At 61.0% G+C, this 25431-nt stretch carries 23 protein-coding genes; 14 read left to right on the forward strand and 9 right to left on the reverse strand.

Going from position 1 to position 25431, the window contains the following annotated elements; translation table 11 throughout:
* Positions 1-132 precede the first annotated feature (132 nt).
* The gene (locus tag I3J13_RS24550; RefSeq protein ID WP_196380558.1) at positions 133-1485 is read left to right on the forward strand and encodes an LLM class flavin-dependent oxidoreductase; all 1353 of its coding nucleotides are present in this window, start codon (positions 133-135) and stop codon (positions 1483-1485) included.
* 16 nt (positions 1486-1501) lie between these two features.
* Here the strand turns inward: I3J13_RS24550 and I3J13_RS24555 are convergent, their stop codons facing one another.
* The 7 genes from I3J13_RS24555 to I3J13_RS24585 form a co-directional block, all read right to left on the reverse strand.
* The gene (locus I3J13_RS24555; RefSeq protein WP_196380559.1) at positions 1502-2473 is read right to left on the reverse strand and encodes a LysR substrate-binding domain-containing protein; all 972 of its coding nucleotides are present in this window, start codon (positions 2471-2473) and stop codon (positions 1502-1504) included.
* Between the two features lie 37 nt (positions 2474-2510).
* The gene (locus I3J13_RS24560; protein WP_196380560.1) at positions 2511-3749 is read right to left on the reverse strand and encodes an acyl-CoA dehydrogenase family protein; all 1239 of its coding nucleotides are present in this window, start codon (positions 3747-3749) and stop codon (positions 2511-2513) included.
* Positions 3750-3818: 69 nt separating this feature from the next.
* Positions 3819-4874, reverse strand: coding sequence for an aldo/keto reductase (locus I3J13_RS24565; protein ID WP_080857360.1), 1056 nt, complete (start codon positions 4872-4874; stop codon positions 3819-3821).
* 18 nt (positions 4875-4892) lie between these two features.
* A complete protein-coding gene (locus tag I3J13_RS24570) occupies positions 4893-5828 on the reverse strand; it encodes an ABC transporter ATP-binding protein (RefSeq protein WP_196380561.1) in 936 nt (311 codons plus the stop codon).
* The gene (locus I3J13_RS24575) at positions 5806-6804 is read right to left on the reverse strand and encodes an ABC transporter ATP-binding protein (RefSeq protein ID WP_174057852.1); all 999 of its coding nucleotides are present in this window, start codon (positions 6802-6804) and stop codon (positions 5806-5808) included. The genes I3J13_RS24570 and I3J13_RS24575 overlap by 23 nt, the downstream gene beginning before the upstream one ends.
* A complete protein-coding gene (locus tag I3J13_RS24580) occupies positions 6801-7796 on the reverse strand; it encodes an ABC transporter permease (RefSeq protein ID WP_196380562.1) in 996 nt (331 codons plus the stop codon). Before I3J13_RS24580 ends, I3J13_RS24575 begins: the two co-directional genes overlap by 4 nt.
* Positions 7793-8782, reverse strand: a complete 990-nt coding sequence (locus I3J13_RS24585) for an ABC transporter permease (RefSeq protein ID WP_080837719.1) — start codon at positions 8780-8782, stop codon at positions 7793-7795. Before I3J13_RS24585 ends, I3J13_RS24580 begins: the two co-directional genes overlap by 4 nt.
* A gap of 269 nt (positions 8783-9051) precedes the next feature.
* Between I3J13_RS24585 and I3J13_RS24590 the strand changes: the two genes are divergently transcribed.
* The 3 genes from I3J13_RS24590 to I3J13_RS24600 all read left to right on the forward strand — a co-directional run bounded on the left by I3J13_RS24590 (position 9052) and on the right by I3J13_RS24600 (position 12933).
* Positions 9052-10659 carry an ABC transporter substrate-binding protein gene (locus tag I3J13_RS24590; RefSeq protein WP_196380563.1) on the forward strand — a complete coding sequence of 536 codons (1608 nt, stop codon included), beginning with the start codon at positions 9052-9054 and terminating at the stop codon, positions 10657-10659.
* Positions 10660-10726: 67 nt separating this feature from the next.
* The gene (locus I3J13_RS24595; protein WP_196380564.1) at positions 10727-11758 is read left to right on the forward strand and encodes an ABC transporter substrate-binding protein; all 1032 of its coding nucleotides are present in this window, start codon (positions 10727-10729) and stop codon (positions 11756-11758) included.
* Positions 11755-12933: an acyl-CoA dehydrogenase family protein gene (locus tag I3J13_RS24600; RefSeq protein ID WP_196380565.1), complete on the forward strand. Its 1179-nt coding sequence runs from the start codon at positions 11755-11757 to the stop codon at positions 12931-12933. Before I3J13_RS24595 ends, I3J13_RS24600 begins: the two co-directional genes overlap by 4 nt.
* 60 nt (positions 12934-12993) lie before the next feature.
* On the opposite strand, the gene I3J13_RS24605 is transcribed toward I3J13_RS24600, so the two are convergent.
* Entirely contained in the window at positions 12994-14064 is a 1071-nt protein-coding gene (locus I3J13_RS24605) for an LLM class flavin-dependent oxidoreductase (protein ID WP_196380566.1), read from the reverse strand.
* A gap of 412 nt (positions 14065-14476) precedes the next feature.
* On the opposite strand from I3J13_RS24605, the gene I3J13_RS24610 reads away from it, so the two are divergent.
* The 7 genes from I3J13_RS24610 to I3J13_RS24640 all read left to right on the forward strand — a co-directional run bounded on the left by I3J13_RS24610 (position 14477) and on the right by I3J13_RS24640 (position 20992).
* Positions 14477-15067: an alpha/beta hydrolase gene (locus I3J13_RS24610; protein WP_196380567.1), complete on the forward strand. Its 591-nt coding sequence runs from the start codon at positions 14477-14479 to the stop codon at positions 15065-15067.
* A 262-nt stretch (positions 15068-15329) separates the two neighbouring features.
* Positions 15330-16259 (forward strand): sulfurtransferase, encoded by a 930-nt coding sequence (locus tag I3J13_RS24615; protein ID WP_196380568.1) that lies wholly within the window; start codon positions 15330-15332, stop codon positions 16257-16259.
* A 78-nt stretch (positions 16260-16337) separates the two neighbouring features.
* Entirely contained in the window at positions 16338-17519 is a 1182-nt protein-coding gene (locus tag I3J13_RS24620; protein ID WP_196380569.1) for a YeeE/YedE family protein, read from the forward strand.
* 208 nt (positions 17520-17727) lie between these two features.
* Positions 17728-17925, forward strand: coding sequence for a hypothetical protein (locus I3J13_RS24625; protein ID WP_003524684.1), 198 nt, complete (start codon positions 17728-17730; stop codon positions 17923-17925).
* 167 nt (positions 17926-18092) lie between these two features.
* On the forward strand, positions 18093-19262 hold the full coding sequence (ssuD, locus tag I3J13_RS24630) for an FMNH2-dependent alkanesulfonate monooxygenase (protein ID WP_020808882.1): 1170 nt from the start codon (positions 18093-18095) through the stop codon (positions 19260-19262).
* A gap of 189 nt (positions 19263-19451) precedes the next feature.
* Positions 19452-19997: a flavin reductase family protein gene (locus I3J13_RS24635; protein WP_003524682.1), complete on the forward strand. Its 546-nt coding sequence runs from the start codon at positions 19452-19454 to the stop codon at positions 19995-19997.
* Between the two features lie 50 nt (positions 19998-20047).
* Complete coding sequence (locus tag I3J13_RS24640; protein WP_196380570.1) at positions 20048-20992, forward strand: acyl-CoA dehydrogenase family protein; 945 nt, start codon at positions 20048-20050, stop codon at positions 20990-20992.
* Positions 20993-21023: 31 nt separating this feature from the next.
* Here I3J13_RS24640 and I3J13_RS24645 read toward each other — a convergent pair whose 3' ends face one another.
* Positions 21024-21473, reverse strand: a complete 450-nt coding sequence (locus I3J13_RS24645) for an RrF2 family transcriptional regulator (RefSeq protein WP_059753414.1) — start codon at positions 21471-21473, stop codon at positions 21024-21026.
* Positions 21474-21775: 302 nt separating this feature from the next.
* Here I3J13_RS24645 and I3J13_RS24650 point away from each other — a divergent pair, with 302 nt between their 5' ends.
* From I3J13_RS24650 to I3J13_RS24660, 3 genes are all read left to right on the forward strand, one after another.
* Positions 21776-22780, forward strand: a complete 1005-nt coding sequence (locus I3J13_RS24650) for an LLM class flavin-dependent oxidoreductase (protein ID WP_196380571.1) — start codon at positions 21776-21778, stop codon at positions 22778-22780.
* 22 nt (positions 22781-22802) lie between these two features.
* Positions 22803-24143, forward strand: a complete 1341-nt coding sequence (locus tag I3J13_RS24655) for an LLM class flavin-dependent oxidoreductase (protein ID WP_196380572.1) — start codon at positions 22803-22805, stop codon at positions 24141-24143.
* Positions 24144-24225: 82 nt separating this feature from the next.
* Positions 24226-25413 carry a M20 aminoacylase family protein gene (locus tag I3J13_RS24660; RefSeq protein WP_196380573.1) on the forward strand — a complete coding sequence of 396 codons (1188 nt, stop codon included), beginning with the start codon at positions 24226-24228 and terminating at the stop codon, positions 25411-25413.
* Positions 25414-25431 lie beyond the last annotated feature (18 nt).

Consider the following 25431-nt stretch of genomic DNA (forward strand, 5'->3'; position numbering starts at 1 on the left):
GGCAGCGTGCGCATCAAGGATTATGCGACAGGCGCAGAGGGGCTGAGCGGCAATCTCGCCAAGGCCTGGGTGACGAAGGAGGCGTGAGAGCCTTCTCCCCCTTCGGTTCAGAGCGAATAAGAGGTCATTTCCATGAGCAGAAAATCCGAGAAGCTGGTTCTTAACGCCTTCATCTATCCGGGCGGACATCACGAGGCGGCCTGGCGGCATCCGGACTCCGAGCCGCATCGCGTCACCGATATAAAGCTCTATCAGGATATCGCCCGCAAGGCCGAGGCGGCGAAGCTCGATGCCATCTTCTTCGCCGATGCGCCGGTGCTGGACGCCAATATCCGCTATGCAGCCCGCCACCGGCTGGAGCCTATCACCATGCTTTCGGCTCTCGCCGCCGTCACGGAGAAAATCGGTTTCATCGCCACGGCCTCCACCACCTATTACGAGCCATATAATCTCGCGCGGCTGTTCGCGTCCGTCGATCATATCAGCGGAGGCCGCGTGGGCTGGAACATCGTGACGACTTCGGCGGATGCTGCGGCGGGCAACTTCAATCTCCAGAAGCATCCGCCGCATGCCGATCGTTATCGTCAGGCGATTGAGTTCGTGGATGTGGTGACGAAGCTCTGGGACAGCTGGGAAGATGACGCCATTGTTGCGGATAAGGAAAGCGGCCTTTTCGCCGATACCGACCGCATCCATCCGGCCAATCACGACGGCGAATTTTATCGGGTGCGGGGCGCGCTGAACGTGCCGCGTTCACCGCAGGGCCGGCCGGTCTATGTGCAGGCTGGCTCCTCGGAGGAAGGGCGCGGTTTCGCCGCCCATTATGCCGAGGCAATCTTTACCGCGCATCAGACTCTGGAGAGTGCGCGGTCTTTTTATTCCGACATCAAGCGGCGCGTCGCGGCCACGGGGCGCAATCCCGCCCATGTGAAAATCCTGCCGGGCATCAGCCCCTTCATCGCGTCAACCGAAGAGGAGGCACGCAGGCTCGAGGCTTCTTTCAACGATCTCATCCAGCCGGCCTTTTCGCTCGGGCAATTGCAGCGCATCACCGGCATCGATCTCTCATCGGCCGATCTCGACCAACCCTTGCCGAAGGAGGCCGTGGAAGCGACGCGGGCTCAAGCGGATAGCAGCCGCCATCAGCTGGTTCTCGATGTCATCGACCGGGAAAATCCGACGATCCGGCAATTGCTGCACCGGCTTGCCGGCGGACGTGGCCACAAGGTGATTTCCGGAACGCCGGAGCAGGTGGCGGACTGGATAGAGACCTGGTTCCGCGATGGCGCGGCCGATGGCTTCAATATCATGCCGCCATGGCTGAATGGCGGGTTCGACAACTTCGTCGACGGGGTTGTGCCGATCCTCAAACAGCGTGGGCTGTTCCGCGAGGATTATGAGGGCGACACGCTGCGCGACCATTATGGCCTGCCTCGGCCGGAAAATATCTACACGGCCAGAGAGTTGCAAAGGGAACGCGCCTGAGGTGGGACGGGCGTGTTCAGGCGGCGGCCTCGAGAGAGCGCATATCCTCGCGCAATAGGGCGAGTAGAGATGCGACCTCCGGCAGCCGCCGCCTGTCAGGACTGGTCAGCAGGTGATAACGGCTGGCGGTCGGTTGCGGTGCGCCAAAGGGAGCGATCAGCCGGCCGTTTTTCAGCTCTTCCGAAATCAGCGAATGGCGCACGAGGCCGATGCCGTGGCCGGATGAGATTGCCTCTATCAGCGCTGTCTGGCGTGAAAAACGCGGACCGGTTGCCGAAAGCCTGAGCGGAATGCGGCAGGCGCGAAGCCAGTTCGCCCATTCGAAGGCCGGGTCCAGGCCATTGCCACGCAACATCGCAAAGCTGAGATCCCGCAGCCGCTCCGGCTCGTCTGCAAGCCCATGGCGGGCAGCGAATTCCGGGGTGCACACGGCGCTGACGGTATCGGCGAAAAGCGGCTCATGAATGAAGCCCGGAATCTGCGCATGGGTGGCGACGATGGCGCAATCGGCATCGAAATGGGTGAGGTCGATGGTTTCGCTTTCAAGGGATTCAATGGAAAGCTCCACGTCTCCGAGCGCCGGAACGATACTGCCCAGCCGCGGCGCCAGCCAGCGGGCGGCAAAGCAACCTTCCGCCAGAACCTTCAGCTGCGGCCGGGCGTTTGAAACCATCAGGTCGGAAAGACTGCCGATCATGGTCTCGAAAGCATCGGCAAGCCCGGGATAAAGCGCGCTGCCGGCATCGGTCAGCAGCAATTCACCGCGCTGGCGGCTGAAGAGCGGCTGGCCGAGATGGGTTTCGAGAATTCGCACCTGCTGTCCGATGGCGGCGGTCGAGACATGCAGCTCCTCCGCCGCCCGCGAGAAGCTCGCATGGCGGGCGGCGACGACAAAGGCGCGTAAGGCGGTCAGCGGCGGCAGCCGGGAAAGTGTCGGCAAGCGAAAAGCCGCCCGGTTCCCGGCGGGAGCGATAAACTCCGTTCTCATTGCTGTTTCTCCTTTGCCGCCTGCATCTTCCGCATGGTCAGAACACCCGGCCTTCCCGGAGATGCGTCGTGGTGCCGTTCAGGTAATAGTCCCCAATCACCCGCGCCTTGTGGGCAAGCGGATTGTGATTGTAGACCGTGCGGATATTGCGCCAGTGGCGGTCGAAATTCCGCTCGCTCGATGTCGCCGAACCGCCGCCGAGTTCATAGAGATTGGTGGCGACCGTGAGCGAAAGCTGCGATGCGATGATCTGGGTACGGGCGGTGGCGAGCGAACCTTCCAGCAGGGCCGCCTCGATCGCCTCTTCGTCCCCGGTGGCGAAGGCGGCCGCGGTGCGGTCGAGCGTTCTTGCCGCTTCGCGGATCAGGGTCTTCACGGCGAAAGCGCCGGCGCTGATTTCGCCGAGCATCTTCTGCACGAAGGGGTCCTGATTGGCGGTTTCGGCGCTGCTGTGAAGTGTGGTGCGTGCCTGGCGCAGAACATACTCCACGCCGTCCTTCAGCGCCCCCTGAACAGCGCCGGCGGCCGAGGCGGCCAGATGCAGCTGCCGCATGGCCGAGCTGTGGCGGCCGATCTGGGTGCCGAGCTTGCGCGTCGTCAATTCATGCGGCATGACCTCGACATTCTCAAGCAGCACCCCGCCGCTTGCCGTCATGCGCTGGCCCATGCTGTCCCAGTCGTTGAGAATGGTGATGCCGGCGCGATCAAGCGGAATGAGCACGCCGATCGGTTGTTCGTCATCGCCAATGGCGCTGAAGGTGCCGAAATCGGCAAAGGCCGTGCCTGTCGCATACCATTTGCGGCCGTTCAGCCGGTAACGGTCACCATCCGCAATCAGCCGCGTGGTGATTTCGCCGGGGCGTTTGGTGCCCTGTTCAGTGCTGGCGCCTGCGAAGAGCTTGCCGGCAAGCACATGTTCGAGATGCCGTCGGTCCTCCAGCTCAATGGGTGTCAGAGCGAGGTTTTCGGTGAAATTGAAATGGCTGCGCAGCGCGTGTGGAATATTGCTGTCGGCTTCGCCGAGGATCATCAGCACTTCGATGTAGTCGGCAATCGAACCGCCCGGTCCGCCCTTGGCTTCGGGAACGCGCAGCGTGCCGATCTTCGCCTCCTTGATAAGGGCGAAGATATCGAAGGGCAGTTCCCGCTGGCGTTCGCGACGGGCGGCATCCTTGGCCGCGATGGCCGCAATGTCCTTTGCCCGGGCCAGAATCTCGTCACGGCTTGGCACGCCGGCATTGTCGGTGGTGGTTGTCTGCAGTTTCGGAGTGGACATTGCGGTTTTCCCTGAGCGGATGTGAGGGCCTGCGGCACGGGCGCGCCGCAGGCATGGTCTTCTGGACGATCAGGCGACCGCGCGCGGCTTGAGCGCCGGGCGGTGTGCGGGTTCGAGATTGCGCGGCACGCGGCCTTCGACGGGATGGCTCGGATCGTTGAAACCGGGTGTGGAGGGATGGCCGGTGGTGACGAGGCTGTCGACCAGCGCTTCATCTTCCGCATCGATCTTCACATCGAGCGCGCGGATATATCCGTCCCAGTGCTCTTCGGTGCGCGGGCCGGTGATGGCGGCGGTGACGAACTTGTTGTTCAGCACCCAGGCAAGCGCGAAATCCGCCGCCGAAACACCCTTCGAGGCGGCATGGGCTGCGACCTTCTGCGCGATCTCGACCGATTCCGGACGCCATTCCGTTTCCAGAACACGCTTGTCGCCACGGCCAACGCGGGTATCGGCGCCCGGCTGTTCGCCCGGCTGGTATTTCCCGGTCAGCACACCGCGTGCGAGCGGTGAATAGGACACGACACCAAGGCCATAATGATTGGCCGCAGGCAACTGCTCGGCTTCGGCCGTGCGGTTGACGATATTGTAGAGCGGCTGGCTGGCAACGGGCCGGTCGATGCCGAGCTGGTCGGCCAGATGCGAAATTTCGGCGATGCGCCAGCCACGGAAGTTCGACACGCCGAAGTAACGCAGCTTGCCGGCGCGGATGAGATCGGCGATGGCGCGCACCGGCTCTTCCAGCGGCGCATCGAAGACGGCGCGGTGGAAATAGAGGATGTCGATGTAATCGGTGTTGAGGCGGCGCAGCGAATTCTCGACGGTTTCGATCACCCATTTGCGCGAATGCCCGCCGAGGTTCGGGCCCTTGGTGTGGGAATTGACGAATTTCGTCGCCAGAACCCAGTGATCGCGCGTGGACTTGATGCCGCGGCCGACGACTTCTTCCGACTTGCCGTCGTGATAGACATCGGCGGTGTCGATGAAATTGATGCCCTGCTCGCGCGCCTTGTCGATGATGCGGAAGGCCACGTCATCCGGCGTCGGGCCTCCGAACATCATCGTGCCGAGGCTCAGCGGTGAAACTTTCAGCGCGCTGCGTCCGAGATAGCGATAGTCGACCATTATGGTTGCTCCTTCAGTTTATTGGGCATGGTGGCAGGCCACGGCGTGGTTCTTGCCGAAAAGGGTGTAATCCGGCGCTTTTTCGCGACAGAGATCGGTGGCGAGCGGGCAGCGGGTGTGAAACCGGCAGCCGGATGGCGGGTTATGCGGGCTCGGCAGGTCGCCGGAAATGGGGGCCGCCTGCTTGCGGCGAGCGGGATCGGGAACGGCGGCAAGAAGCGCGCGCGTATAGGGGTGCTTCGGGGAAGCCCAGAGTTCCGATGTCGGCGCGCTTTCGACGATCTTGCCGAGATACATGACCAGCACGCGGTCGGAGAAATAACGCACCACGGACAGATCGTGGGAAACGAAGAGATAGGAGAGCGAAAGCCGCTTCTTCATCTCCACCAGAAGGTTGAGGATTTGCGCCTGTATCGAAAGATCGAGCGCCGAAACTGGCTCGTCGCAGACCACCAGTTCCGGTTCCAGAACCAGCGCGCGGGCAATGCCGATGCGCTGGCGCTGGCCGCCGGAAAATTCATGCGGGTAACGGTCGAGCGAATCCGCCGGCAGGCCCACCTGTGCCACGATGGCCTCGATGATCTCTCGTTGGCGCGCCCGGTTACCGATGCCATGCACATTCAGCGGCCCGGTCAGGATGGTGCGCACCGTCTGGCGCGGGTTGAGCGAGGCGAAGGGGTCCTGAAAGATCATCTGGATGCGGCGGCGGATGCCGCGCAGTTCGGACGATGTCATTGCCGTGACGTCGGCACCCTTGAAGGTGATCCGGCCGGAAGACGGCTCGACCAACCGCATCAGCGATTTGCCGAGCGAGGACTTGCCGCAACCGGATTCACCCACCAGCGCCACGGTCTCGCCCGCCTCGATATCGAGGGAAACGTCATCGACAGCGCGCACGGTGCCGCGTCCGCCCGCATAATGGGTGGAAAGACTATGCACTGACAAGAGCGCCATCGGGTACCTCGTGGGAAGTGGGAGCAACGAAGGGGCAGGCGGCGTAACGGCCTTGCGAGATTTGCCGCAGCGGCGGTACGAACTGCCCGCAGAAGCCGCGGGCGCTCGGACAGCGCGGCCGGAAGGCGCAGCCGCGTTCCCCCGTGGCGGAAACGATGGAGCCCGGAATCTCGATGAGCGGCCCGTCGCGATAATGCTGCCCGTCTTCCGCGCGCGGCGAGGCGGCAAGCAGGCCGCGCGTATAGGGATGATAGGGATTGGAGAAAACCGGTTCCGGCAATCCCTCTTCCACCTTGCGGCCGGCATACATGACCATCACCCGGTCCGCCCATTGTGCCACGATGCCGAGATCGTGGGTGATGAGGATGACGGCCATGTTGAGGTCACGGCGCAGATTGTCGAGCAGTTGCAGGATTTGCGCCTGTATCGTCACGTCAAGCGCCGTCGTCGCCTCGTCGGCGATCAAGAGTTTCGGATTGCAGGCGACGCCGATGGCGATCATCACGCGCTGGCGCATGCCGCCGGAAAGCTGGTGCGGATAATCGTCCACCCGGCGGCGGGCGTCTGGAATATTGACCAGTTCCAGAAGCTCGATGGCGCGTTTGCGCGCCTGATGCCGGTCGATCTTCTCATGGATGCGCAGCACCTCGATGATCTGTTCGCCGACCGTCAGAACGGGGTTGAGCGAGGTCATCGGCTCCTGAAAGATCATGCCGATATCCCGGCCGCGAATGCCGCGCCACTGACGCTCGGAAAGCGGCAGCAGGTCGCGACCCTCGAGCAGAACCCGCCCGCCGGTCTTGGCGTGGGAGGGCAGGAGGCCAATCAGGCCAAGCGCCGTCAGGGATTTGCCGGAGCCGCTTTCGCCGACGATGGCGAGCATTTCGCCGGGGCTGACATCGAAACTGACGCCTTTGACCGGTTGGGCGGAGCCGAAGCTGACGGAGAGATCATGGACTTCAATCAGTTTGCTCATCGGCGTTCCTCCGAAAAACGGGGGTTGAGCGCATCGTTGAGGCCATCGCTGATGAGGTTCAGCGAAATGACGGTGAAGACGATGGCAAGGCCGGGTAGGGCGGTCAGATACCAGGCGGTGCGGATGACATCGCGGCCGGAACCGATCATCGAACCCCAGGACACGCGGTTTGGATCGCCAAGCCCCATGAAGGACAGTGCCGCCTCCATGAGGATCGCGCCCGCCACCATGACCGAGGAGGTGACGATGATCGGCGGCAGGGCATTGGGCAAGATTTCCTGAAATACGATGCGCGCATGGCCGTAACCGAGGCTGCGGGCGGCGAGCACATAGTCCTTCTCGCGGATGGCGCGGAATTCGGCGCGGGTGAGGCGCGCAACGAGCGGCCAGGTGATGATGCCGATGGCCGATGTGACCGTGGTGACGGACGGCTGGGCGATGGCGACGAGCACGACGAGCAGCACGAAATTCGGCAGGGTCTGGAAGATTTCGATCAGCTTGACGAGGATATCGTCAATGACGCCGCCGAAATAACCGGCGAAGGCGCCGACCGCGATGCCGATCGTCAGCCCGATCAGCGTCGCCACGACCCCGACGGTGAGCGAGATGCGCGCGCCGTGCACGATGCCAGCCAGAACATCCCGGCCCATGGAATCGGTGCCGAGCGGATAGGCGGCATTCTGGCCGGGCCACAGGAACGGGCGCGCCACCATTTCCAGGGGATCCCCGGGATAGATCAAGGGGGCGATCAGGGCGGTGACGATGACGGTTGCGAGAAACAGCAACCCGACGATGGCGTTGGGATTGGTAAGGAAGATTTTCAGTTCCCGCCGCAGGCCGCGCCGGGGCACGGAGATGGAGCGGGCCGAAAGCGCATCCGGCGCATGGATATAGGGCCAGGCTTTTTCTTCCGGTTTCTTCGGTTTGGGATTGTTGTCTTCGGCGCTGAGTTCGGCTGCGCCGAGGACAGCGGTGGTCTGGGAGGAATTCATCGGCTTTCTCCGATGCGGGGGTCAAGCCATGCCTGCAACAGGTCCACGGCTGCATTGACGATGATGACGACGAGGGAGGAGAGAAGCAGAATGCCGAGCAACACGCTGAAATCCCGCGCCATCACGGCTTCGAAAGCCAGACGGCCAAGGCCCGGCCAGCTGAAGACCGTTTCGACCACGACCGCGCCGCCGAGCAGGCCGCCGATATGCATGCCGGCCATGGTGGTGATGGGGATGAGCGCATTGCGCAGGATATGGCGCGTGGTGAGCCGGAGCGGAGAAACGCCCTTGGCGCGCGCCGTGCGCACATAGTCCTGGGATTTCACTTCCAGCATCGCCGCGCGGGTAAGGCGGGCATAGATCGCCAGAAAATAAAGCGCCAACGAAAGGGCAGGGAGAACGATATAACGCAGCCTGTCCAGCAGGGCGTCGAGACCGGTGAGGCTGCTGCCGATGGTGCTGTCGCCGCCGGAGGGAAGCCAGCCGAGCTTCACTGAGAACGTCAGGATCAACATCAGGCCGATCCAGAAACCCGGCACGGAATAAAAGATCAGTGAACCGATGGAAATGATCCGGTCCGGCAGCTTGCCGGAGAAAAGCGCCATGATCGAGCCGAGAAACACGCCGACGAAAATCGCAATGCCAAGTGCGGCGCCCATCAGGGCGAGTGTGCCGGGCAGACGCTGGCCGATGAGGTCTGCCACCGGCATGCCGTAACGTGGCGAAAAACCAAGGCTGAATTGCGCGAGATTGCCGAGATAGTTCATCAGCTGATGCACGACGGGCAGATCCAGCCCGAAGCGGTTGCGGATTTCGGCCATGGTCTCGACGGTCGCTGAACCCGCTTCCGCGGCCAGTACATCGGCGGCATCGCCGGGCGCCAACTGCAGCAGGAAGAAGTTCAGGATGACGATACCGAGAACCGTCGGAATGGCCTGAATGGCAACCCGCCTTGCCTGCGATAAAATCCGTTTCGAATTCGACATCGGCTCCAGTCCGTAAGCGTGGAAATATGAAATCGGCCCCTGAAGGCGGTGGTATTAGTTGACTAATTTTATGGAATTTGTCAAAGAGTAATAGAATTATTTTCTGAAATTTACGGAAATATGCGCCATAAAGAAAAGATAATTCCTGTTTATGAGAATGGTTGGTTCTTCATGCCAAGCTCGCTCTCGTCTGCGGAACAAACTTCTTCCTAAACGCGGCCGTTCAGTTTGCCGGTTTTTCGCCGGTTCAATCAAGGAGAGGGTATCGCATGACTATTTTCAACCAGACGACGCGGCGTGGATTTCTGCTGGCGTCCGTGGCGCTTGGCGTGGTGTCGTTGCCGGGGCCGAAGCTCAACGCGGCGGAGCCGGCAAGCGGTGGCACGGCTACCCTGCTCATCTCATCGGAACCGCCGGTGCTGACGACGATCGCACACACCGCCTATAATTCCGTCTATATATCACCCAAGGTCACCGAAGGGCTGTTGACCTATGATTTTGACCTCAATCCCAAGCCGCTCTTGGCCAAATCATGGGAAGTGAGCGCGGATGGTCTGCGTTACACCTTCAAGCTGAGGCCCGGCGTGAAGTGGCATGACGGCAAGCCCTTCACATCCGCCGACGTGGCCTTTTCCATCAACACCATCAAGGAAGTGCATCCGCGTGGACGCAATACATTCCTGAACCTCACTGCCGTCGAGACGCCGGACGAGCTGACGGCGGTCCTGGTTCTCTCCAAACCCGCGCCCTATCTGATCACGGCGCTTGCCGCCGCCGAAACGCCCATCGTGCCGAAACATCTCTATGAAGGTACGAAGGTGACCGAAAATCCGGTCAATCTCGCACCCATCGGCACCGGTCCGTTCAAGTTCAAGGAGTGGGTGCGCGGCAGTCACATCGTTTTTGAGCGCAATGCCGATTATTGGGATGCGCCGCGCCCCTATCTCGACAAGCTGATTGTTCGCTTCATTCCTGACGCGTCGGCCCGGGCGATTGCCATCGAAACCGGTGAGATCGATCTCGCGCCCAGCACGCCGGTCGCCTATAGCGATCTCGACCGGCTGAAGGAACTGCCGAGCCTCGGCTTCGAAACCAATGGCTATCAATATACCAATTCGATCAGCCGCGTGGAATTCAACCTCGAAAAGGACGTGTTCAAGGATGTCCGCGTCCGCCGCGCCTTCGCGCATGTGATTGACCGCAACGTCATCTTCAACACGGTCAATTTCGGTTACGGCGCGACGATCACCGGGCCGATCAACCCGAAGCTGACCAAATGGTTCGTGGACGATCTGAAGACCTATCCGATCGATCTGAAGGCAGCGGAAGCGCTGCTGGACGAGGCCGGATACAAGCGCGGTGCGGATGGCATCCGTTTCAAGCTCAATCTGGATTACGTGCCGAGCACAGAAGCCTATCCGCGCGGCGCGGACTATATTCGCCAGGCGCTGGCGAAAGTCGGCGTGGATGTGACGGTGCGGACGCAGGATTTCGCCACCTATACCAAGCGCATCTACACGGATCGCGATTTCGATTTTGCCTATGAGGGCATGAGCAATCTCTTCGATCCGACCGTTGGCGTGCAGCGGCTCTACTGGTCGAAGAACTTCAAGAAGGGCGTGCCCTTCTCCAATGGTGCTGCGTATAGCAATCCGAAGGTGGATGCGCTGCTGGAGGCCGCCGCCATCGAGATCGATCCGGACAAGCGCGTCGCGCAATGGAAGGAAATCCAGCAGATTCTCGTCGAGGACGTGCCGGCCATCGACATCGTCGCAGCGCCGGAGATCACCATCTACAACAAGCGCATTGCCGATCACACCATCGGCGCGGAAGGCGTGGCGGGAAGCCTCGCCTTCGCGCATATCGCCGCATCCTGATCGTCTCGCCAGACCCGGCCCCCTCTACGGCGGGCCGGGACCTTTCCTTTTCATCGAGGCCAAAGCCATGAGCACGACACTTTCTGAAATCTGGTACACACGCTGCCCGGTGCCCACACCCGTGGGGCTGGCGGCACAGCTCGGTTATCTCGAGCAGACCTTCGAGGAGGTCGGCATAGCGTTGAAATCCATCATCGATTCGCCTGACCGTTCCGTCCGGCAGAGCCATTTCAACCACACTCTGGAATGGTCCTTCCGTCATGGCGGCAATGTGCCACCCATCCGCGCCCGCTCGGAAGGACGCAATACGCGTCTCATCGGGGTGACCTGGACGGATGAGTTTCAGGCAATCATCACCCTGCCGGAGACCGGTATCCGCTCGCTTTCCGATCTCGTCGGCCGCCGTTTCGGCGTGCCGCGCCGGCCGGAAGGCATTGTCGATTTCATGCGCGCGACGGCGCTGAAGGGCATTGTTTCGGCGCTTTCGCTGGAAGGGCTAAAGGTCGAGGATGTCGAGCTCAAGGACATCGTCATCAAGGATTCGGTGCTGGCCTCGCAGGAAGGGCCGTCGCTATTCGGCCTGAAGCGCCGGCAATCCTTCGGCGAGGAAATCATTGCGCTGCTGCGGGGCGAGGTCGATGCGATTTTCGTCAAGGGAACGGCGGGCATCGCCGCCGCGAACCTGATCGGTGCGGTGCAGGTGGCGGAGTTCGGTTTTCATCCCGATCCCAAGATACGCATCAATTCCGGTTCTCCGCGGGTGCTGACGGTTGACGGACGGCTTGCCGATGAGCGCCCCGATCTGGTGCAGCGGCTGGTTGGCGCCATTGGCCGGGCCTCGCTATGGGCGGAACAGCACCCGGAAGAGACGCGCCGTTTCATCGCGCGCGAGGCCGGCGCGACGGAGGAGCAGGTTCTGGCCGCCAATGGCGCTGAGGTTCACCGCCATCTCGGTCTCGGCCTCGATGCCGATCTTGTCGGCGCCGTCGGCCATTACAAGGACTTCCTGCATCAATGGGGCTTCCTTGAAAACGACTTCGATCTTGGCGACTGGATCGACGACCGTTTCGTCACGGCAAATGAAAGGGCGGTGGCATGAGCGTTGCACTTTCCGCCGTTGCGAACGAGCCGGCGCAGCGGCCAGATCCCGTCGCCGTTGCAACCGCGCTGGCCGGGGATTTCAGCCTGACCGCAGCGGACCATGATAAAAGCGGCGAATTCGCCGCCGGTAATTTCGAGGCGCTTTTCAAGTCCGGCCTGCTGGGTCTCGTCACGGCTGAAAAGGATGGCGGCTGGGGCGAAGGCATGGAAACGGCACATGCCGTCATTACGGCCATTGCCAAGGGCGATCCATCGACCGCCCTCATCCTTGCCATGCATTACAGCGTTCATGCCGCGATCCGGCGCGGCAAGTGGCCGGCAGCACTTGCTGCAAAGGTACTGGCCGCCAATAGCAGGGAGCCGGCGCTCCTGAACAATGCGCAGGCGGAGCCGGGTGTCGGTTCGCCGGCCCATGGCGGCCTGCCGGAAACGACGGCGCGGATCGAGGGCGAATTCTGGGTGGTCAATGGCCGCAAGAGCTTCGTCACCGGCCTGCCGGGCCTGAAATGGGCAATCGTGCTTGCCGTGACGACGGAAGAGGCGCCCCGCCTCATCCAGCTTCTTGTTCCCCTCGATGCGGCTGGCATCGCTCAGGAAAAAGCATGGGAGGCGACCGGCATGTACGCCACGGCCAGCCATGATCTGGTGCTGGAAGACGTGCAGGTGCCGCTTGCCGACATTGTGGCCGAGCAGCCGGCGGATGAGCCGCTGCGGCGCGATGAAGCGGACGGGTATAATTTCTTCGTGCTACTGGCTTCCGTCTATCACGGTGTCGCGCTTTCGGCGCGGGACGATCTGTTGCGCCATCTGAATGGCCATGTTCCGGCAAGTCTTGGCGCACCTCTGTCCTCCATCCCCCGCATTCAGGAAGGTCTCGGCCAGATCGAGGTGCTGCTGGCGGCGAACCGACGCCTCCTTCTCTCGGTCGCCCGCGATGTCGATGCGGGGGAGCGGGTGGGAACCGATGCGCTGGCCGTTCGTCATGTGGTCATCGACAATGCAGTGGCGGTGACGGATCTGGCGCTGGAGCTTGGCGGCAATCGCGGCCTGCGCCGGGATTACGACCTTGAGCGCCATCACCGTGACGCGATAACGGCAAGGGCGCATGCGCCGCAGAGCCATATGATCCGAACGATTCTCGGTCGTCAGAGCATCAAGGCGGCGGGCGGTTGACCCATGAAGCAAAAGGGCGGCCTTGTCCGAGGCGGGCCGCCCATCTTCAAGCCACGCCCATCAATCCCGCAGCAGCGGCAGCAAGCTGTCGCCCTGCCGTTCGATTTCCTTGAGATAGGGCGTGTCGGAAAGCACGAAATGGCTGATGCCCAGCGCGCGATATTTGCGCAGTGACGCGGCGACATCTTCCGCCGAGCCGACAAGCCATGTGGTTCCCGCCCCGCCGCCGCCGAATTTGCCCGGCGCGGTATAGAGATTGTCGTCCAGCACGTCGCTCTGACGGTGCAAATCCAGCAGGCGGCGCTGGCCGACCGCCACGGCCTGAAGATGGTCGTTCCAGCGTACGCCATTATTTGCGGCCATTTCGGCAACTTTCGCTTCCGCATCGCGCCATGCCTCGGCCGTGGTTTTTCGCACCAGCGTGGTGATCCGCAGGCCGAATTGCAGCGGCGGCAGATCGCGGCCGAGCTTTTCGCTGAAGTTTCTCAGCCGCTCGATCCTTTCACGCACGCCGGCGAGCGGTTCTCCCCAGAAAAGCTGCACATCGGCCTCGGTTGCGGCAACCTGCTCGGCTGCTTCGGAAGCGCCCCCGAAATAGAGTTTGGGATGCGGCCGGCCTTCGCGCGCGGCGATGCGCGGCGAAACGGTGGAGTTCGTGACCCGGAAATGATCGCCATTAAAAGTGACGTTCTCCTCGGTCCAGAGCCGCCGCACCAGCCGCATGAATTCTTTCGTGCGGGCATAGCGCTGCGCCTGATCGCCTTCTTCATCGCCATAGGCGGCAAGCTCATCCCTGCCGGAAACGATGTTGATCCGAACTCTACCGCCGGAAAGCTGGTCGAGCGTGGCGGCGGCGGATGCGAGGTTGGCGGGCTTCCAGTAGCCGGGACGGATAGCGATCAGCGGCTCGAATGTGGTGGTGCGGGCCGCAAGCGCCGCCGCCACCGTAAATGTATCCGGACGTCCCCAGCCGGTGCCGAGCAGTGCGCCTTTCCAGCCATGGGTTTCAAGCGCTTTGGCATGGCTCGTCAATGTATCGAGACTGTTGTGATTTTCGCTGACGGCGTCGCCCCGGTGGCCGGGTTTGACGTCATTGGGGATGTACCAGAGAAATTCGCTTGTGCTGCTCACATTATCCGCCTGAATTTTCGTTTTATGGTGCGGTGGAATGGCCCTGCTGACGTTTGGCCTTCACCGCTTGTCGCTCCCGGGAGGCGCAAACCTCCGCAGGTGCGAGAATGGCAAAGCGGCGGCGGCCCGGCGAAGCAGCGACGTTTCTTTTGTCATGCGGCGGAGGAAAAGCTTTCCGTCTGGAAAGCCTATATTGCACATATTTTCTATATAAAAAATTTGAGGAAATGATTCCCTCTGGACGAAATTATTTCCGCCATGGAGAACGCATTTTCTGCATGATCGAAATTGTCTGGATCGATTTTTCGCAAGGCTTCGAAAGGTGAGCAAGGCAATAGTCGACGGAAATCGCGAAATTCACCATGCTTGCGACATACCGCCCACAACCCATGGAGCAGGCAAGTGTACCACCTTGATTGTCCCTGGCCTGAATGGTTCGGATGAAGGACATTGGCAGCGGCACTGGTTGCTGGATGATCCCGACTCGCGGCTGGTCGATCAGGACAATTGGCAATGCCCGGTTCTCAAGGACTGGCTCGATCGTCTCGAGGTAGCGCTGGCGACAGTCGAAAGCGCTTATATCGTCGCCCACAGCCTCGGTTGCCTGCTGGTGGCGAATATGGCCTCTCGCCCTTCGGCCACCAAAATCAAGGGCGCGCTTCTGGTCGCACCCGCCCATCTCGACCGCGTTGAGGCGATGCATCCCTGTATCGTCCGGTTCGGCGCGTTTCCGCAGCAACCGCTTGCGTTTCCCAGCCTCGTCGTGGGCAGCATGAACGATCCCTATATGGATTGCGAAGAGCTCGCGCGCAGTGCGAGCCTGTGGGGGAGCGATCTCATCAATCTCGGCGCCGTCGGACATATCAATATTGCCAGCGGCTACGGACGATGGCCTGAGGGTTATGCTCTTCTCGAACGGTTGAAGGCAGAGGGCGCGCCTGCAAAGGCGGTGACCGGATCGAGACTACACAGATTGACTGCCCTGGGCGATGCGCATTTTTAGAGAAAGGCCGAGGCTTTCCAGCCTCCTTGCCGAATGGGATGAGTGCGGGTTGGTTGATCGCTTCTTTTGGTTTTGGCATCGTTTACAACCTTTGAGAGATTTATTGGCGATTTTTACCGATGGAATTTTGAATTTCTCCTGAAGATTGTTTTTGAGTGGCCGCATTTATTTTCTATAAAAAATATAGAAAAGCATTTCTTCGCTCCGGTCGGTTTTGCCGTCACCTTTCATTGGTCATCAAATCAGGGAAAGGGGTAAGGAAATGTCCAGGATCAAGCTTGCAACGTCGGCTCTCGGCGGGTTGTTTTTGTCGGCGGTATCGTTGGCCACGGCTGGGGCTTCGGAAGCGCTGGTAACGGCCGACTGGCTGAAGGAAAATCTCGACAATCCGAAAGTTCGGGTCTTTGAAGTCAGCGTCGATACGGGTGTCTATGAGCGCGGGCATATTCCCGGTGCGGTGAACCTCAACTGGCATACGGATCTCGTCGACAAGGAAAAACGCGACATTGCCGCGCGCGACAATTTCCAGTCCCTGCTGCAGAAGGCGGGCGTGGGTGACGATACGACGATCGTTCTATATGGGGATAATAACAACTGGTTTGCCGCCTGGGGGGCATGGATTTTCGAAACCTACGGTCTGGGCGACCGGGTGAAATTGCTGGATGGCGGTCGCAAGCTCTGGGAAGCGCAGGGACTGCCTTTCGACACATCCGCACCGGCAACGGCCGAAACGAAACTGAAGCTTGCCGAGCCCGACACCTCGGTCCGGGCGCGCTTTGTGGACGTCGTTGCGGTGGCCGAGGGCAAGCACAACATCAAGCTGGTGGATATCCGCTCGGCGGATGAATATTCCGGCAAGATTTTCGCGCCGGATGGCGTCAAGGAGCTGTCCGTCCGGGCCGGCCACATCCCCGGCGCCGTCAATGTTCCGTGGGGCACAATCGTCAACAAGGATGGAACCTTCAAATCGGCCGAAGAGATCAAGGCGATCTATGCCGAGAAGGGCGTCGACGGCTCGGCGCCCATCATCACCTATTGCCGCATCGGCGAGCGTTCCAGCCACACCTGGTTCGCGCTGAAAAAGATCCTCGGTTACGACGTCCGCAATTATGACGGTTCCTGGACCGAGTACGGAAATGCGGTGGGTGTGCCGATCAGCAATCCGACGGGAACGGTCTGGACGGGCAAATAAGCCTTAGCTGCCTTCATCCGTGAGCCGGCGCGTCGGGTGGCGCGCCGGCATCCTTTTTTCCGACATTGCCGGTATTCCATGCGCTCGACCCTTTCCCGCCTCCTGGCGCTTGCCATCTTATGTGCCGTGACGGTTGCTGCTTATCGAGTGGAGCTGCTTGAGAACGGCAGGCCGCTTGCATTTTCCCTTCTGGCCGGGGCCGCTTTCGGCATCGTGATGCAGCGCGGACGGTTCTGCTTTCTCTGCAATTTTCGTGACTTCATCGACGGCAGGCGTTCGGACGGTGTTGTGGCCATTCTCGTCGCCCTGCTGGCGGGGGTGGTGTTTTACCAGATCGTCACCGCAGCGTGGATGCCGGTGCCGCAACCCGGCCGCCTGCCGCCCAATGCGCATATCGGCCCCGTCGGCTGGATTCTGGCGGTGGCGGCGACCGTCTTCGGTTTCGGCGCAGCGCTCTCCGGCTCCTGCCTGTCAGGGCATTTTTACCGGCTAGGCGAGGGGGCTTTCGGTTCCGTGCTTGCCATAGTGGGAGCGGGGGTCGGTTTCCTGCTGGCGTTTCTCAGCTGGAATTTTCTTTATACGGTCAGCATTTTCGACGATTGGCCCATCTGGTTGCCGCATCATCTGGGATACGGCCCGGCGCTGCTGATCGCCTGCACTGTGTTGATCGTTCTGATCCTTCTCGTTCTGTTTTTCGATAAAGCCGCCCCCGCTTCTGCGACTACGGCCCCGGAAAACCGGCTACAACAGGCGTTCCGAGGCGTCTTCATCGACCGCTGGCCACCCGTCGTCACAGGGGTTCTCGTCGCGGTCATCAGCGCCTTCTCCTATTTCCGTGTCGCGCCGCTCGGGGTGACGGCCGAACTCGGCAGCATCGTCAGAACGGCAGGGGCTGCGGCGGGCTGGGTGCCGGAAACGCTTGCGGGGCTGGACACGGTGCGGGGATGCATCAGTGCCGTTAAGACGACTATCCTGTCGCCGAATGGTCTCTTCGTTTCGGGACTGATATTTGCGAGCCTCGCGTCCGCGCTTTCATCAGGAAAATTTCAACCCGCATGGCCTTCCGCCGGTGGGTTGGCGACACGGTTTGCCGGTGGCGTGCTGATGGGCTGGGGCGGCATGACCTCGCTTGGCTGCACCATTGGCGTGCTGCTGTCAGGCATTCATGCGGGTGCGCTTTCCGGCTGGGTATTTCTTGTTTTTTGCGGTTTGGGCGCATTTGCCGGCCTTTTTCTCAAGCGCCGGTTTGCCTTGCCGTGAGGCCGGACACCTGAAAATTACCGCCGTCGCCAGATGAAGCGGCGATGGCCCCATTATCGGTGGTCGGAAACGGATTTTTTCCCGCTGCGGCAACCTTAGTCCACATTTGCCGGCGATCCTCCAATTATAGAATAGTAATTTTATGGAAAATATTGACGATTTCGGACGGTCGCCTGAGGATAAGGGGAGTTGAGCAAAGGAGGCGCACATGCCGCAGGGACTTCATGCGTTTACTTTCGATCTGTTCGGTTTGACCCGGCGTCAGCCGCGGGAAGAGGAACAGGTCAGCCTTCATCCTCTGGATCATTCCGGACGCATCAGGCAGGAGAAAAGCGATCTCGAACTCGAACGGGAAGAGATCTGCGAAATGAACTTTGCGATGCTCGGCCTCTATCCGGTCTTCTGACGACCATCATCGAGGGCTCCTTTTCCCTTCGCAGCGCGGTTTATCCGGGAGAGAAACTCTCCTCGCCGGATGGAAATTGGAACAAAATTTCTTAAACGCGCCGAGGAATTGGCTACCCTTTTATCATCAAGCGCATTGCCCGAGGGCAGATTGCAAAGGACCTGCCGATGAGCACATCCGATAAACCACTCGATTTTCTGTGGTTCATACCCACCTCAGGCGATGGCAGCTATCTCGGCTCGGATGATCTTTCGCGTCCTGCCGATCCCGGCTATTTTCGGGAAATAGCCCAGGCCGCCGATCGGCTCGGTTATTCAGGCGTACTCATCCCCACCGGTGTCGCCTGCGAAGAATCCTTCATCCTTGCGGCCAATCTCGCTGCCTATACCGAAAAGCTGAAATTCCTCGTCGCCATCCGTCCGGGCGTCGCTTCGCCCGCCTATTATGCGCGGCTTGCTTCGACGCTCGATCGCGTTTCCCATGGCCGGCTGCTTCTCAACATCGTGGTTGGCGGCAGCGCGCAGGAATTGGCCGGTGACGGCATTTTCCTGCCGCATGACGAGCGTTACGATCACGCCGATGAGTTCTTCCAGGTGTTCAATTCGCTGATCGAAACCGGCAAGGGAAGCCTCGACGGCAAATATATCAAGGCGGTGGACGCGAAACTCGGCCTGCCGCCGGTGCAGGAACCGCGCCCGCCGCTTTATTTCGGCGGCTCTTCCGATGCCGGCATCGAGTTTTCGGCCGGTATCACCGACAAATATCTCACCTGGGGCGAACCGCCGGCGCAGGTGGCGGAAAAAATCGCCAAGGTGCGCGCCGCTGCCGCCAAAAAGGGGCGCAAGGTTACGTTCGGAATCCGTCTGCATTTCATCGTGCGTGAGACCGACGAGGAAGCATGGGCCGATGCCGAGCGGCTGATCTCGAAGCTCTCCGACGAAACCATCGCATCCGCTCAGGAGGTTTTTTCCAGGGCTTCGGATTCCGTCGGACAGGCGAGAATGCAGGCGCTGCACAATGGCCGGCGCGACCGGCTGGAAGTCTCTCCGAATTTGTGGGCGGGCATCGGTCTCGTCCGTTCGGGTGCGGGCACGGCGCTGGTCGGTTCACCGAAGACGGTGGCGGCGCGGCTCAGGGAATATCAGGCGCTGGGCATCGATACCGTCATCGCCTCGGGTTATCCGCATCTGGAGGAAGCCTATCGGCTATCGGAACTGCTGTTTCCGGAAATCGGGCTCGGCGGACCCCGCAACCAGATACGATCTTCTTTCGGCGCGAAACAGGTTTTCGGCGGCGGCGGTCATGGCGGCAACGTCAAGCTGGTGTCCGGATCCTGATCCTTCGACGGGAGGCGACCTGTGCCTCCCACCTTTTCGGCAGATATCCTTCCAGCGGGGCGAAATCGGACGGCGGCACATAAAACATTATTTCTATAGAATATTAGCATTATGGAAAACGATGTCTATTTCACCCCCCGCCGCCGCTGCTAGCTATTGAACAATTCAGCTGTTTTCAGGAGCGACCCGATGACATTGCAATATGCGGCCAAGGATCAACAATTCATCAACCTCCGCGACCCGGTCGCCGGCAAGGCGGCGGATGCCGACAGCCTCAAGGCGGCGCTGAGAACGCTGGGCGGCGGTGTCAGTGTGATTACGGCGGGTGAAGGCGACGAACGAACGGGCGCGACCGTGACCTCGGCCACCGCTTTGTCGGTCGATCCGCCGCGCATTCTGGTGGCGCTCAACCGATCCTCATCCACATGGCCGGTGGTGCAGCGTTTCGGTCATCTCGCCGTCAACATCGTTGGGGCGAACCATCAGTTTGTCGCCAATCAGTTTGCCGGCATCGGCGGCCTGAAGGGCCCGGACCGGTATCGCGGTGCGGAATGGACACGGCTGTCGAGCGGTGCGCCCATTCTCGAAGACGCTGTTGCCGCGATCGATTGCACCATTGAAGAGACGATCGAACGGCACAGCCACGTCATCGTCATCGGTAAGGTGGAGGCGATCCGCATCGGCTCCGGCCATTCGCTGCTCTATCAAAACGGGCGTTATCATTCTCTGGACTGAGCGTCGGCCGTTCGGCGCTTTCACTTTGTCATTCTTTGAGGGAGTTGAGCATGGGATCCGTCACGCCTCTCGGCGAAAGACTTCGTTTCGTTCCTCCACGCCTCGGCGCGGATGTCGATGTGCTGACCGTTGCCCGGACGATCGCCGAAAACTGCGCCGTTGAAAGTCCCGGGCAAATCCATGCGCGGATCGCCCGTTCCGGTCTTCTTGCTCTTTCCGTTCCAACGGAACTGGGCGGGACGGACATCACCAATGATGTTCTCTCGCAGGCGCTCGCCATCATTTCCGCAGCCGATGCGGCGGCGGCGCATGATCTCGTCGAACATTTCACCGCGCTTGAATTCATCAGGAATGCGGGCAGCGAAGACCAGCGCAAGGCGCTTTTCGCCCGTCTCGATCTTGGCGAGACCTTCGCACTGGCAATATCTGCCGCGGATCTGGATCAGGCGGTTACGGTGACGGAAGACGACTACGCCCTGCGGCTTCCCGATGACGTTGCGGGGTCGGTGAAGGGCGACGCGGACTGGATCGTCGTGCCGGCCGTCAATACGGCCGGGCAGCCTTTGCTCGTCGTTCTGCGCAACCGCCCCAATACGTCATGGGAAGGTCTGTTACGCGCCGATCAGGTGGTGTTCCTGGCTCAGGGTGCCGGAAATCTGGCCGTTTCCGTTTCTACCCTTTTGAAAGCCGCCGTGGCTCTGGGGCAGAAGCAGCGTGAACTTTCGGCGCTGCTGGTCGACAGGCTGGCCGGCGATGGCGCGGCGCGACCCGTGATAGGCGAAATATTTCTCGCCATCGAACTCCTGAAGGCGCAGATATCCAGCCTTGCGGCCAATATCGATGCGGCGCAGGTGGGAGCGGAAAACGTCACCTTTCGTTCGGTTCGCAACAATGCCATCACGCTTGAAATCCTGATGGCGCGCCTCGGCCTTGTCGAAGGCGTCAGTGAAGCCGGGCTGATCGCGTCGCTGGACGACGATCTGCGCAGGCAATAGGCAAAGCTCGAATGAAGGGCCGTGCGGAATCCTATTCGCCGGCCGGAATGGAGCGGGCGTTCTGCCCGTCCTTCGCCACGAATTGCGCAAGCGTCATATTGTCCAGAATGGTTGCGATGGCGTCACGCACGTCCGTCATCGAAACCCTGACCTGACAGGTCTCCGGATCATCGCAGTCGTCACAGGCTTCAAAGGCCGTGCGGCTTGCACAGCGGATGGGGGCCAGAGGTCCGTCCAGCGTGCGGATGACCTGCCCGATCATGATTTCGGATGGCATTTTCGACAGCGAATAACCGCCATTCGGGCCCTTCTTGGAGCGCAGAATGCCGCTATTGCGCAGCTCCAGAAGAATAGTATCCAGGAATTTTTTCGGGATATTGTTGCGGGTCGCAATTTCGGTCACGAAGGCGGTCTCGCCCTGGGGCAGCCGCGCCAGATCGACAAGAGCCTTTAATCCGTATTTGCCTTTTTTGGTCAACATCGCATGATCCGAAAAGAGAGTCGGCACGTTTTGCAGCGCCGGGCCATATTATTCCTAACTTACTAAGTAGTTTTTAGCGAATTCCGGCGCAAGCCCGTTTCGTCCGGGTTTGGCGTTGAAAGCGGCCTGTTGCAGCCTTTTTGGGCCATTCCTCCCGCCTTGCCGATGGCTTTGTCAGGGCTGGCTTCCGAAAACATCACTGAAAACAATATTTTCTCTGATCGCGCTGCAACGTGGAACGATCATCCTTTATTAGAATATAAAATCGGTAGACAAAGTATGCATCAAAGACACACGAGGTGATGATGTATACGCTCAGTTTGCTGGACAAGAGCCCGGTTCCGACGGGTGAGGACGCGGCGAGTGCATTCCGCGACACGATCAATCTTGCCAGACGCGCCGAAGAGCTGGGTTACCGCCGTTTCTGGGTGGCCGAACATCACAATTCGCCGGAGCTTGGCGGCTCCGCGCCGGAAGCGCTGGTTGCATGGATATTGGCGAAGACCTCCCACATTCGCGTCGGCTCGGGCGGCGTCATGTTGCAGCACTATAGCCCTTACAAGGTCGCCGAGGTTTTCAACGTGCTGTCGTCGCTCGCGCCCGGCCGGGTCGATCTCGGCATCGGCAAGACACCGGGCGGGTTGCCGCTGGCGACGTCGGCCTTGCAGCAGGCCTATGATCCTGCCCGTAAACCCGATTTCGAAACGGCCTTTAGTGAACTCACCATGTTTTTGTCCGGCGCCGCGCCGCAGGACCACGCACAGGCCGGGCTGCGGGCAACACCTGCGCCGCCGGTCGCTGCGGAACGATTTTTGCTCGGCGCCAGCCCGGAAAGCGCAAGGCTTGCGGCTTCAAGGGGATGGAATTTCGTCTTTGCCGGCCACCTCAATGGCGATGCGGAGGTTCTTCGCCGCAGCCTCTCGGCTTTCCGGGAAGAAAGCGGCGGAAGCGCTCCAATCCTTGCTTTGTCGGCTTTTGCGGCCAGCGACCCCGCCCATGCCGCGAGACAGGTGGAAGGTCAGCGCATCTACCGGGTATTCCTCAGCGACGGCAGGGCGTTCAACCTCGGCCGCCGAGAACAGGCGGAGGAATTCGCCCGCCAGTCCGGCGATACCGATTACCGCATCGAAGAGCGAAAACCCAACGTCCTGCATGGCGGGCCGGAGGATATTCACAAGGCGCTTCGTGCGCTTTCCGAGGAGCACGGCATCGAGGAATTCATCATCGAGCCGCCGCATGTCGGTGCCGATCAGCGGCTTGCCTCGATAGAACTGCTTGCCACGCATCGCCTTTCCCGGGCGGCGTAATTTTCTCTGAGGAGGGAATGACATGACGAGAAAGAAAATCCGTTTCGGCATCATGCTTCAGGGCCCCGGCGGGCACATGAATGCCTGGCGGCACCCCAAAAGCCCGGTGGATGCCAGCGTCAATTTCGACTTCTTCAGGAAGACCGCGCTGAAGGCGGAAGCGGCGGGTATCGCCTTCGCTTTCGTGGCGGATGGGCTCTATATCAATGACAAGTCGATCCCGCATTTCCTCAACCGGTTCGAGCCGCTGACGATCCTTTCGGCGCTGGCCTCCGTGACCTCGAAGATCGGTCTCGCCGGCACCGTTTCGACCTCCTATAGCGACCCCTTCACCATTGCCCGCCAGTTCGCCTCGCTCGACCTCCTGAGCGGCGGCCGCGCCGGGTGGAATGCCGTGACGACGCCGCTCGAAGGTACGGCGAAGAATTACAGCCGCAACCACCCCGAACATGCGCTGCGTTACGAGATTGCCGACGAATATCTCGAAGTGATCAAGGGCCTGTGGGATAGCTGGGACGACGACGCTTTCCTGCGCAACCGCGAGACGGGACAGTTCTTCGACCGCGCCAAACTCCATACGCTCGGCCATAAGGGCCGTTTCTTCCAGGTGGAAGGCCCGCTCAATATCCAGCGTTCGCCGCAGGGGCAGCCGGTGGTGTTCCAGGCCGGCTCCTCCGATGCCGGCATCGGTCTTGCGGGCAAACATGCAGATGCCGTCTTCACCAATTCCGCTTCGCTGGAGGAAAACCAGACTTTCCTCAAGCGTGTGAAACAGAGCGCCGTCGCGCAGGGCCGGTCGGCTGCCGATGTGAAGATTTTTCCCGGTATCGGCCCGATTGTCGGCGAGACGCAGGAGGAAGCGGAGGCGAAATACGACGTCATCCGCAACCTCATCACCATCGAGGATGCGCTGGCCTATCTCGGCCGTTTCTTCGATCATCATGATTTCAGCGTCTATCCGCTGGATGAGCCTTTCCCCGAACTCGGCGAGATCGGCAAGAACAGTTTCCGCTCCACGACCGACCGCATCAAGCGACGCGCCAAGGAAAAGAACCAGACGCTGCGCGAGGCGGCGCTGGAGGCAGCGACCCCGCGCGAAGGTTTCATCGGCACCCCTGACAAGGTGGCTGACGAAATCATCCGCTGGGTGGAGCACGATGCGGCCGATGGCTTCATTCTGGGCTTCCCGGTGATTGCCGAGGGACTGGACGATTTCATCCGTCTCGTCATCCCGGTGCTGCAGCGGCGCGGTTATTTCGACCCGCATCTGGAAGGGGCGACGCTGCGCGACCATCTCGGCCTGCCTTTCAGGGAAAGCGTCTATTCCCGACGCGAAAACGGGTCGGACAAGGCCATCGCCTGAGCTTGCAGCCGGGCGGAGACGATTGCCGTCCGGTGCAGATTTCAAGACGCGGCGCGTAGCGAGCCGCGCAGGAGACAGAACCATGAATATCCGCATTGACGGCGCGCGTCCGCAGGACGACGCCGAACGGGGAATCCTTGCCTTCATCGACGAGAGCATCGCCATCCGGCATGATCTCCACCGGCATCCGGAGCTTTCGCTCAAGGAAAAACGCACGGCGGCGCTCATTGCCCGCTATCTGTTGTCGTTCGGATATGAGGTGACGGAAGGTGTCGGCGGCCACGGCGTTGTCGCCACGTTGAAACGCGGTCATGGCGACAAGCGCGTCGGCATTCGCGCCGATATCGATGCCCTACCGATTATCGAGGAAACTGGCCTTGCCTATGCCAGCCAGACGCAGGGTGTCATGCATGCCTGCGGTCACGATGGCCATACGACGATCCTGCTTGCCGCCGCCCGGTATCTTGCCGAAACATCGAATTTTTCCGGCACGCTGACGCTGATCTTCCAGCCGGCCGAGGAGATCGGCGCCGGGGCAAGGGCGATGATAAAGGACCGGCTTTTCGAGCGGTTTCCGGTCGATGCGGTCTTCGGGCTGCATAATTGGCCGGGTGTCGACACCGGGCAGTTCGGTTTCGTCGAAGGCCCGGCCATGGCCTCCGTCGACAAGGCGAAGGTGCGGATCGTCGGCAAGGGCGGGCATGGCGCCGCGCCGCATGAGACGGTCGATCCGGTTCTCGCCTCGGCAAGTTTCGTCACCGCCCTGCAGAGCATCGTTTCGCGCAATGTCGATCCGCGCGAGATGGCGGTGCTGACGGTCGGTTCCATCCATGGCGGAACCGCCTCCAACGTCATTCCCGAGAGCGTCGAGCTTCAGATCACCGCCCGGGCTTTTTTGCCTGCCGTGCGTGACAGGCTGGAGGAGCGGCTTCCGGCGCTGGCCAAAGCGCAGGCCGAGAGCTTCGGCGCCAAGGCCGAGGTCGCCTATTCCCGTGGTTTCCCGCCGGTCATTAATCACGTCCCTCAGACGGCGTTCGCTCGTGATGTCGCCAAACGGCATTTCGCCGCCGGGCAGATCGCCGAAGCGTTCCAGCCGCGCACGGCGAGCGAGGATTTCGCCTTCATGCTGCAGGAGCGGCCGGGCTCTTATCTCTTCGTTGGCAATGGCGACACCGCGCCGCTGCACAGCCCCCACTACGATTTCAACGACGCGATCATCGCGCCGGCAGCACGCTTCTGGGTGCGGCTGGCGGAAGCCTATCTCTCCTGACGCGAAAATTAGGACAAG

This window comes from Agrobacterium leguminum, assembly GCF_015704895.1.
Lineage (GTDB): Bacteria > Pseudomonadota > Alphaproteobacteria > Rhizobiales > Rhizobiaceae > Agrobacterium > Agrobacterium leguminum.

Coding starts and splice junctions, on each gene's coding strand:
- I3J13_RS24595 (WP_196380564.1), top strand. CDS start 10,727: ATGAGCACGACACTTTCTGAAATCTGGTACACACGCTGCCCGGTGCCC.
- I3J13_RS24575 (WP_174057852.1), bottom strand. CDS start 6,804: ATGAGCAAACTGATTGAAGTCCATGATCTCTCCGTCAGCTTCGGCTCC.
- I3J13_RS24645 (WP_059753414.1), bottom strand. CDS start 21,473: ATGTTGACCAAAAAAGGCAAATACGGATTAAAGGCTCTTGTCGATCTG.
- I3J13_RS24655 (WP_196380572.1), top strand. CDS start 22,803: ATGACGAGAAAGAAAATCCGTTTCGGCATCATGCTTCAGGGCCCCGGC.
- I3J13_RS24570 (WP_196380561.1), bottom strand. CDS start 5,828: ATGGCGCTCTTGTCAGTGCATAGTCTTTCCACCCATTATGCGGGCGGA.
- I3J13_RS24640 (WP_196380570.1), top strand. CDS start 20,048: ATGGGATCCGTCACGCCTCTCGGCGAAAGACTTCGTTTCGTTCCTCCA.
- I3J13_RS24660 (WP_196380573.1), top strand. CDS start 24,226: ATGAATATCCGCATTGACGGCGCGCGTCCGCAGGACGACGCCGAACGG.
- I3J13_RS24585 (WP_080837719.1), bottom strand. CDS start 8,782: ATGTCGAATTCGAAACGGATTTTATCGCAGGCAAGGCGGGTTGCCATT.
- I3J13_RS24560 (WP_196380560.1), bottom strand. CDS start 3,749: ATGTCCACTCCGAAACTGCAGACAACCACCACCGACAATGCCGGCGTG.
- I3J13_RS24550 (WP_196380558.1), top strand. CDS start 133: ATGAGCAGAAAATCCGAGAAGCTGGTTCTTAACGCCTTCATCTATCCG.
- I3J13_RS24555 (WP_196380559.1), bottom strand. CDS start 2,473: ATGAGAACGGAGTTTATCGCTCCCGCCGGGAACCGGGCGGCTTTTCGC.
- I3J13_RS24635 (WP_003524682.1), top strand. CDS start 19,452: ATGACATTGCAATATGCGGCCAAGGATCAACAATTCATCAACCTCCGC.
- I3J13_RS24580 (WP_196380562.1), bottom strand. CDS start 7,796: ATGAATTCCTCCCAGACCACCGCTGTCCTCGGCGCAGCCGAACTCAGC.
- I3J13_RS24650 (WP_196380571.1), top strand. CDS start 21,776: ATGATGTATACGCTCAGTTTGCTGGACAAGAGCCCGGTTCCGACGGGT.
- ssuD (WP_020808882.1), top strand. CDS start 18,093: ATGAGCACATCCGATAAACCACTCGATTTTCTGTGGTTCATACCCACC.
- I3J13_RS24565 (WP_080857360.1), bottom strand. CDS start 4,874: ATGGTCGACTATCGCTATCTCGGACGCAGCGCGCTGAAAGTTTCACCG.
- I3J13_RS24625 (WP_003524684.1), top strand. CDS start 17,728: ATGCCGCAGGGACTTCATGCGTTTACTTTCGATCTGTTCGGTTTGACC.
- I3J13_RS24615 (WP_196380568.1), top strand. CDS start 15,330: ATGTCCAGGATCAAGCTTGCAACGTCGGCTCTCGGCGGGTTGTTTTTG.
- I3J13_RS24600 (WP_196380565.1), top strand. CDS start 11,755: ATGAGCGTTGCACTTTCCGCCGTTGCGAACGAGCCGGCGCAGCGGCCA.
- I3J13_RS24590 (WP_196380563.1), top strand. CDS start 9,052: ATGACTATTTTCAACCAGACGACGCGGCGTGGATTTCTGCTGGCGTCC.
- I3J13_RS24620 (WP_196380569.1), top strand. CDS start 16,338: ATGCGCTCGACCCTTTCCCGCCTCCTGGCGCTTGCCATCTTATGTGCC.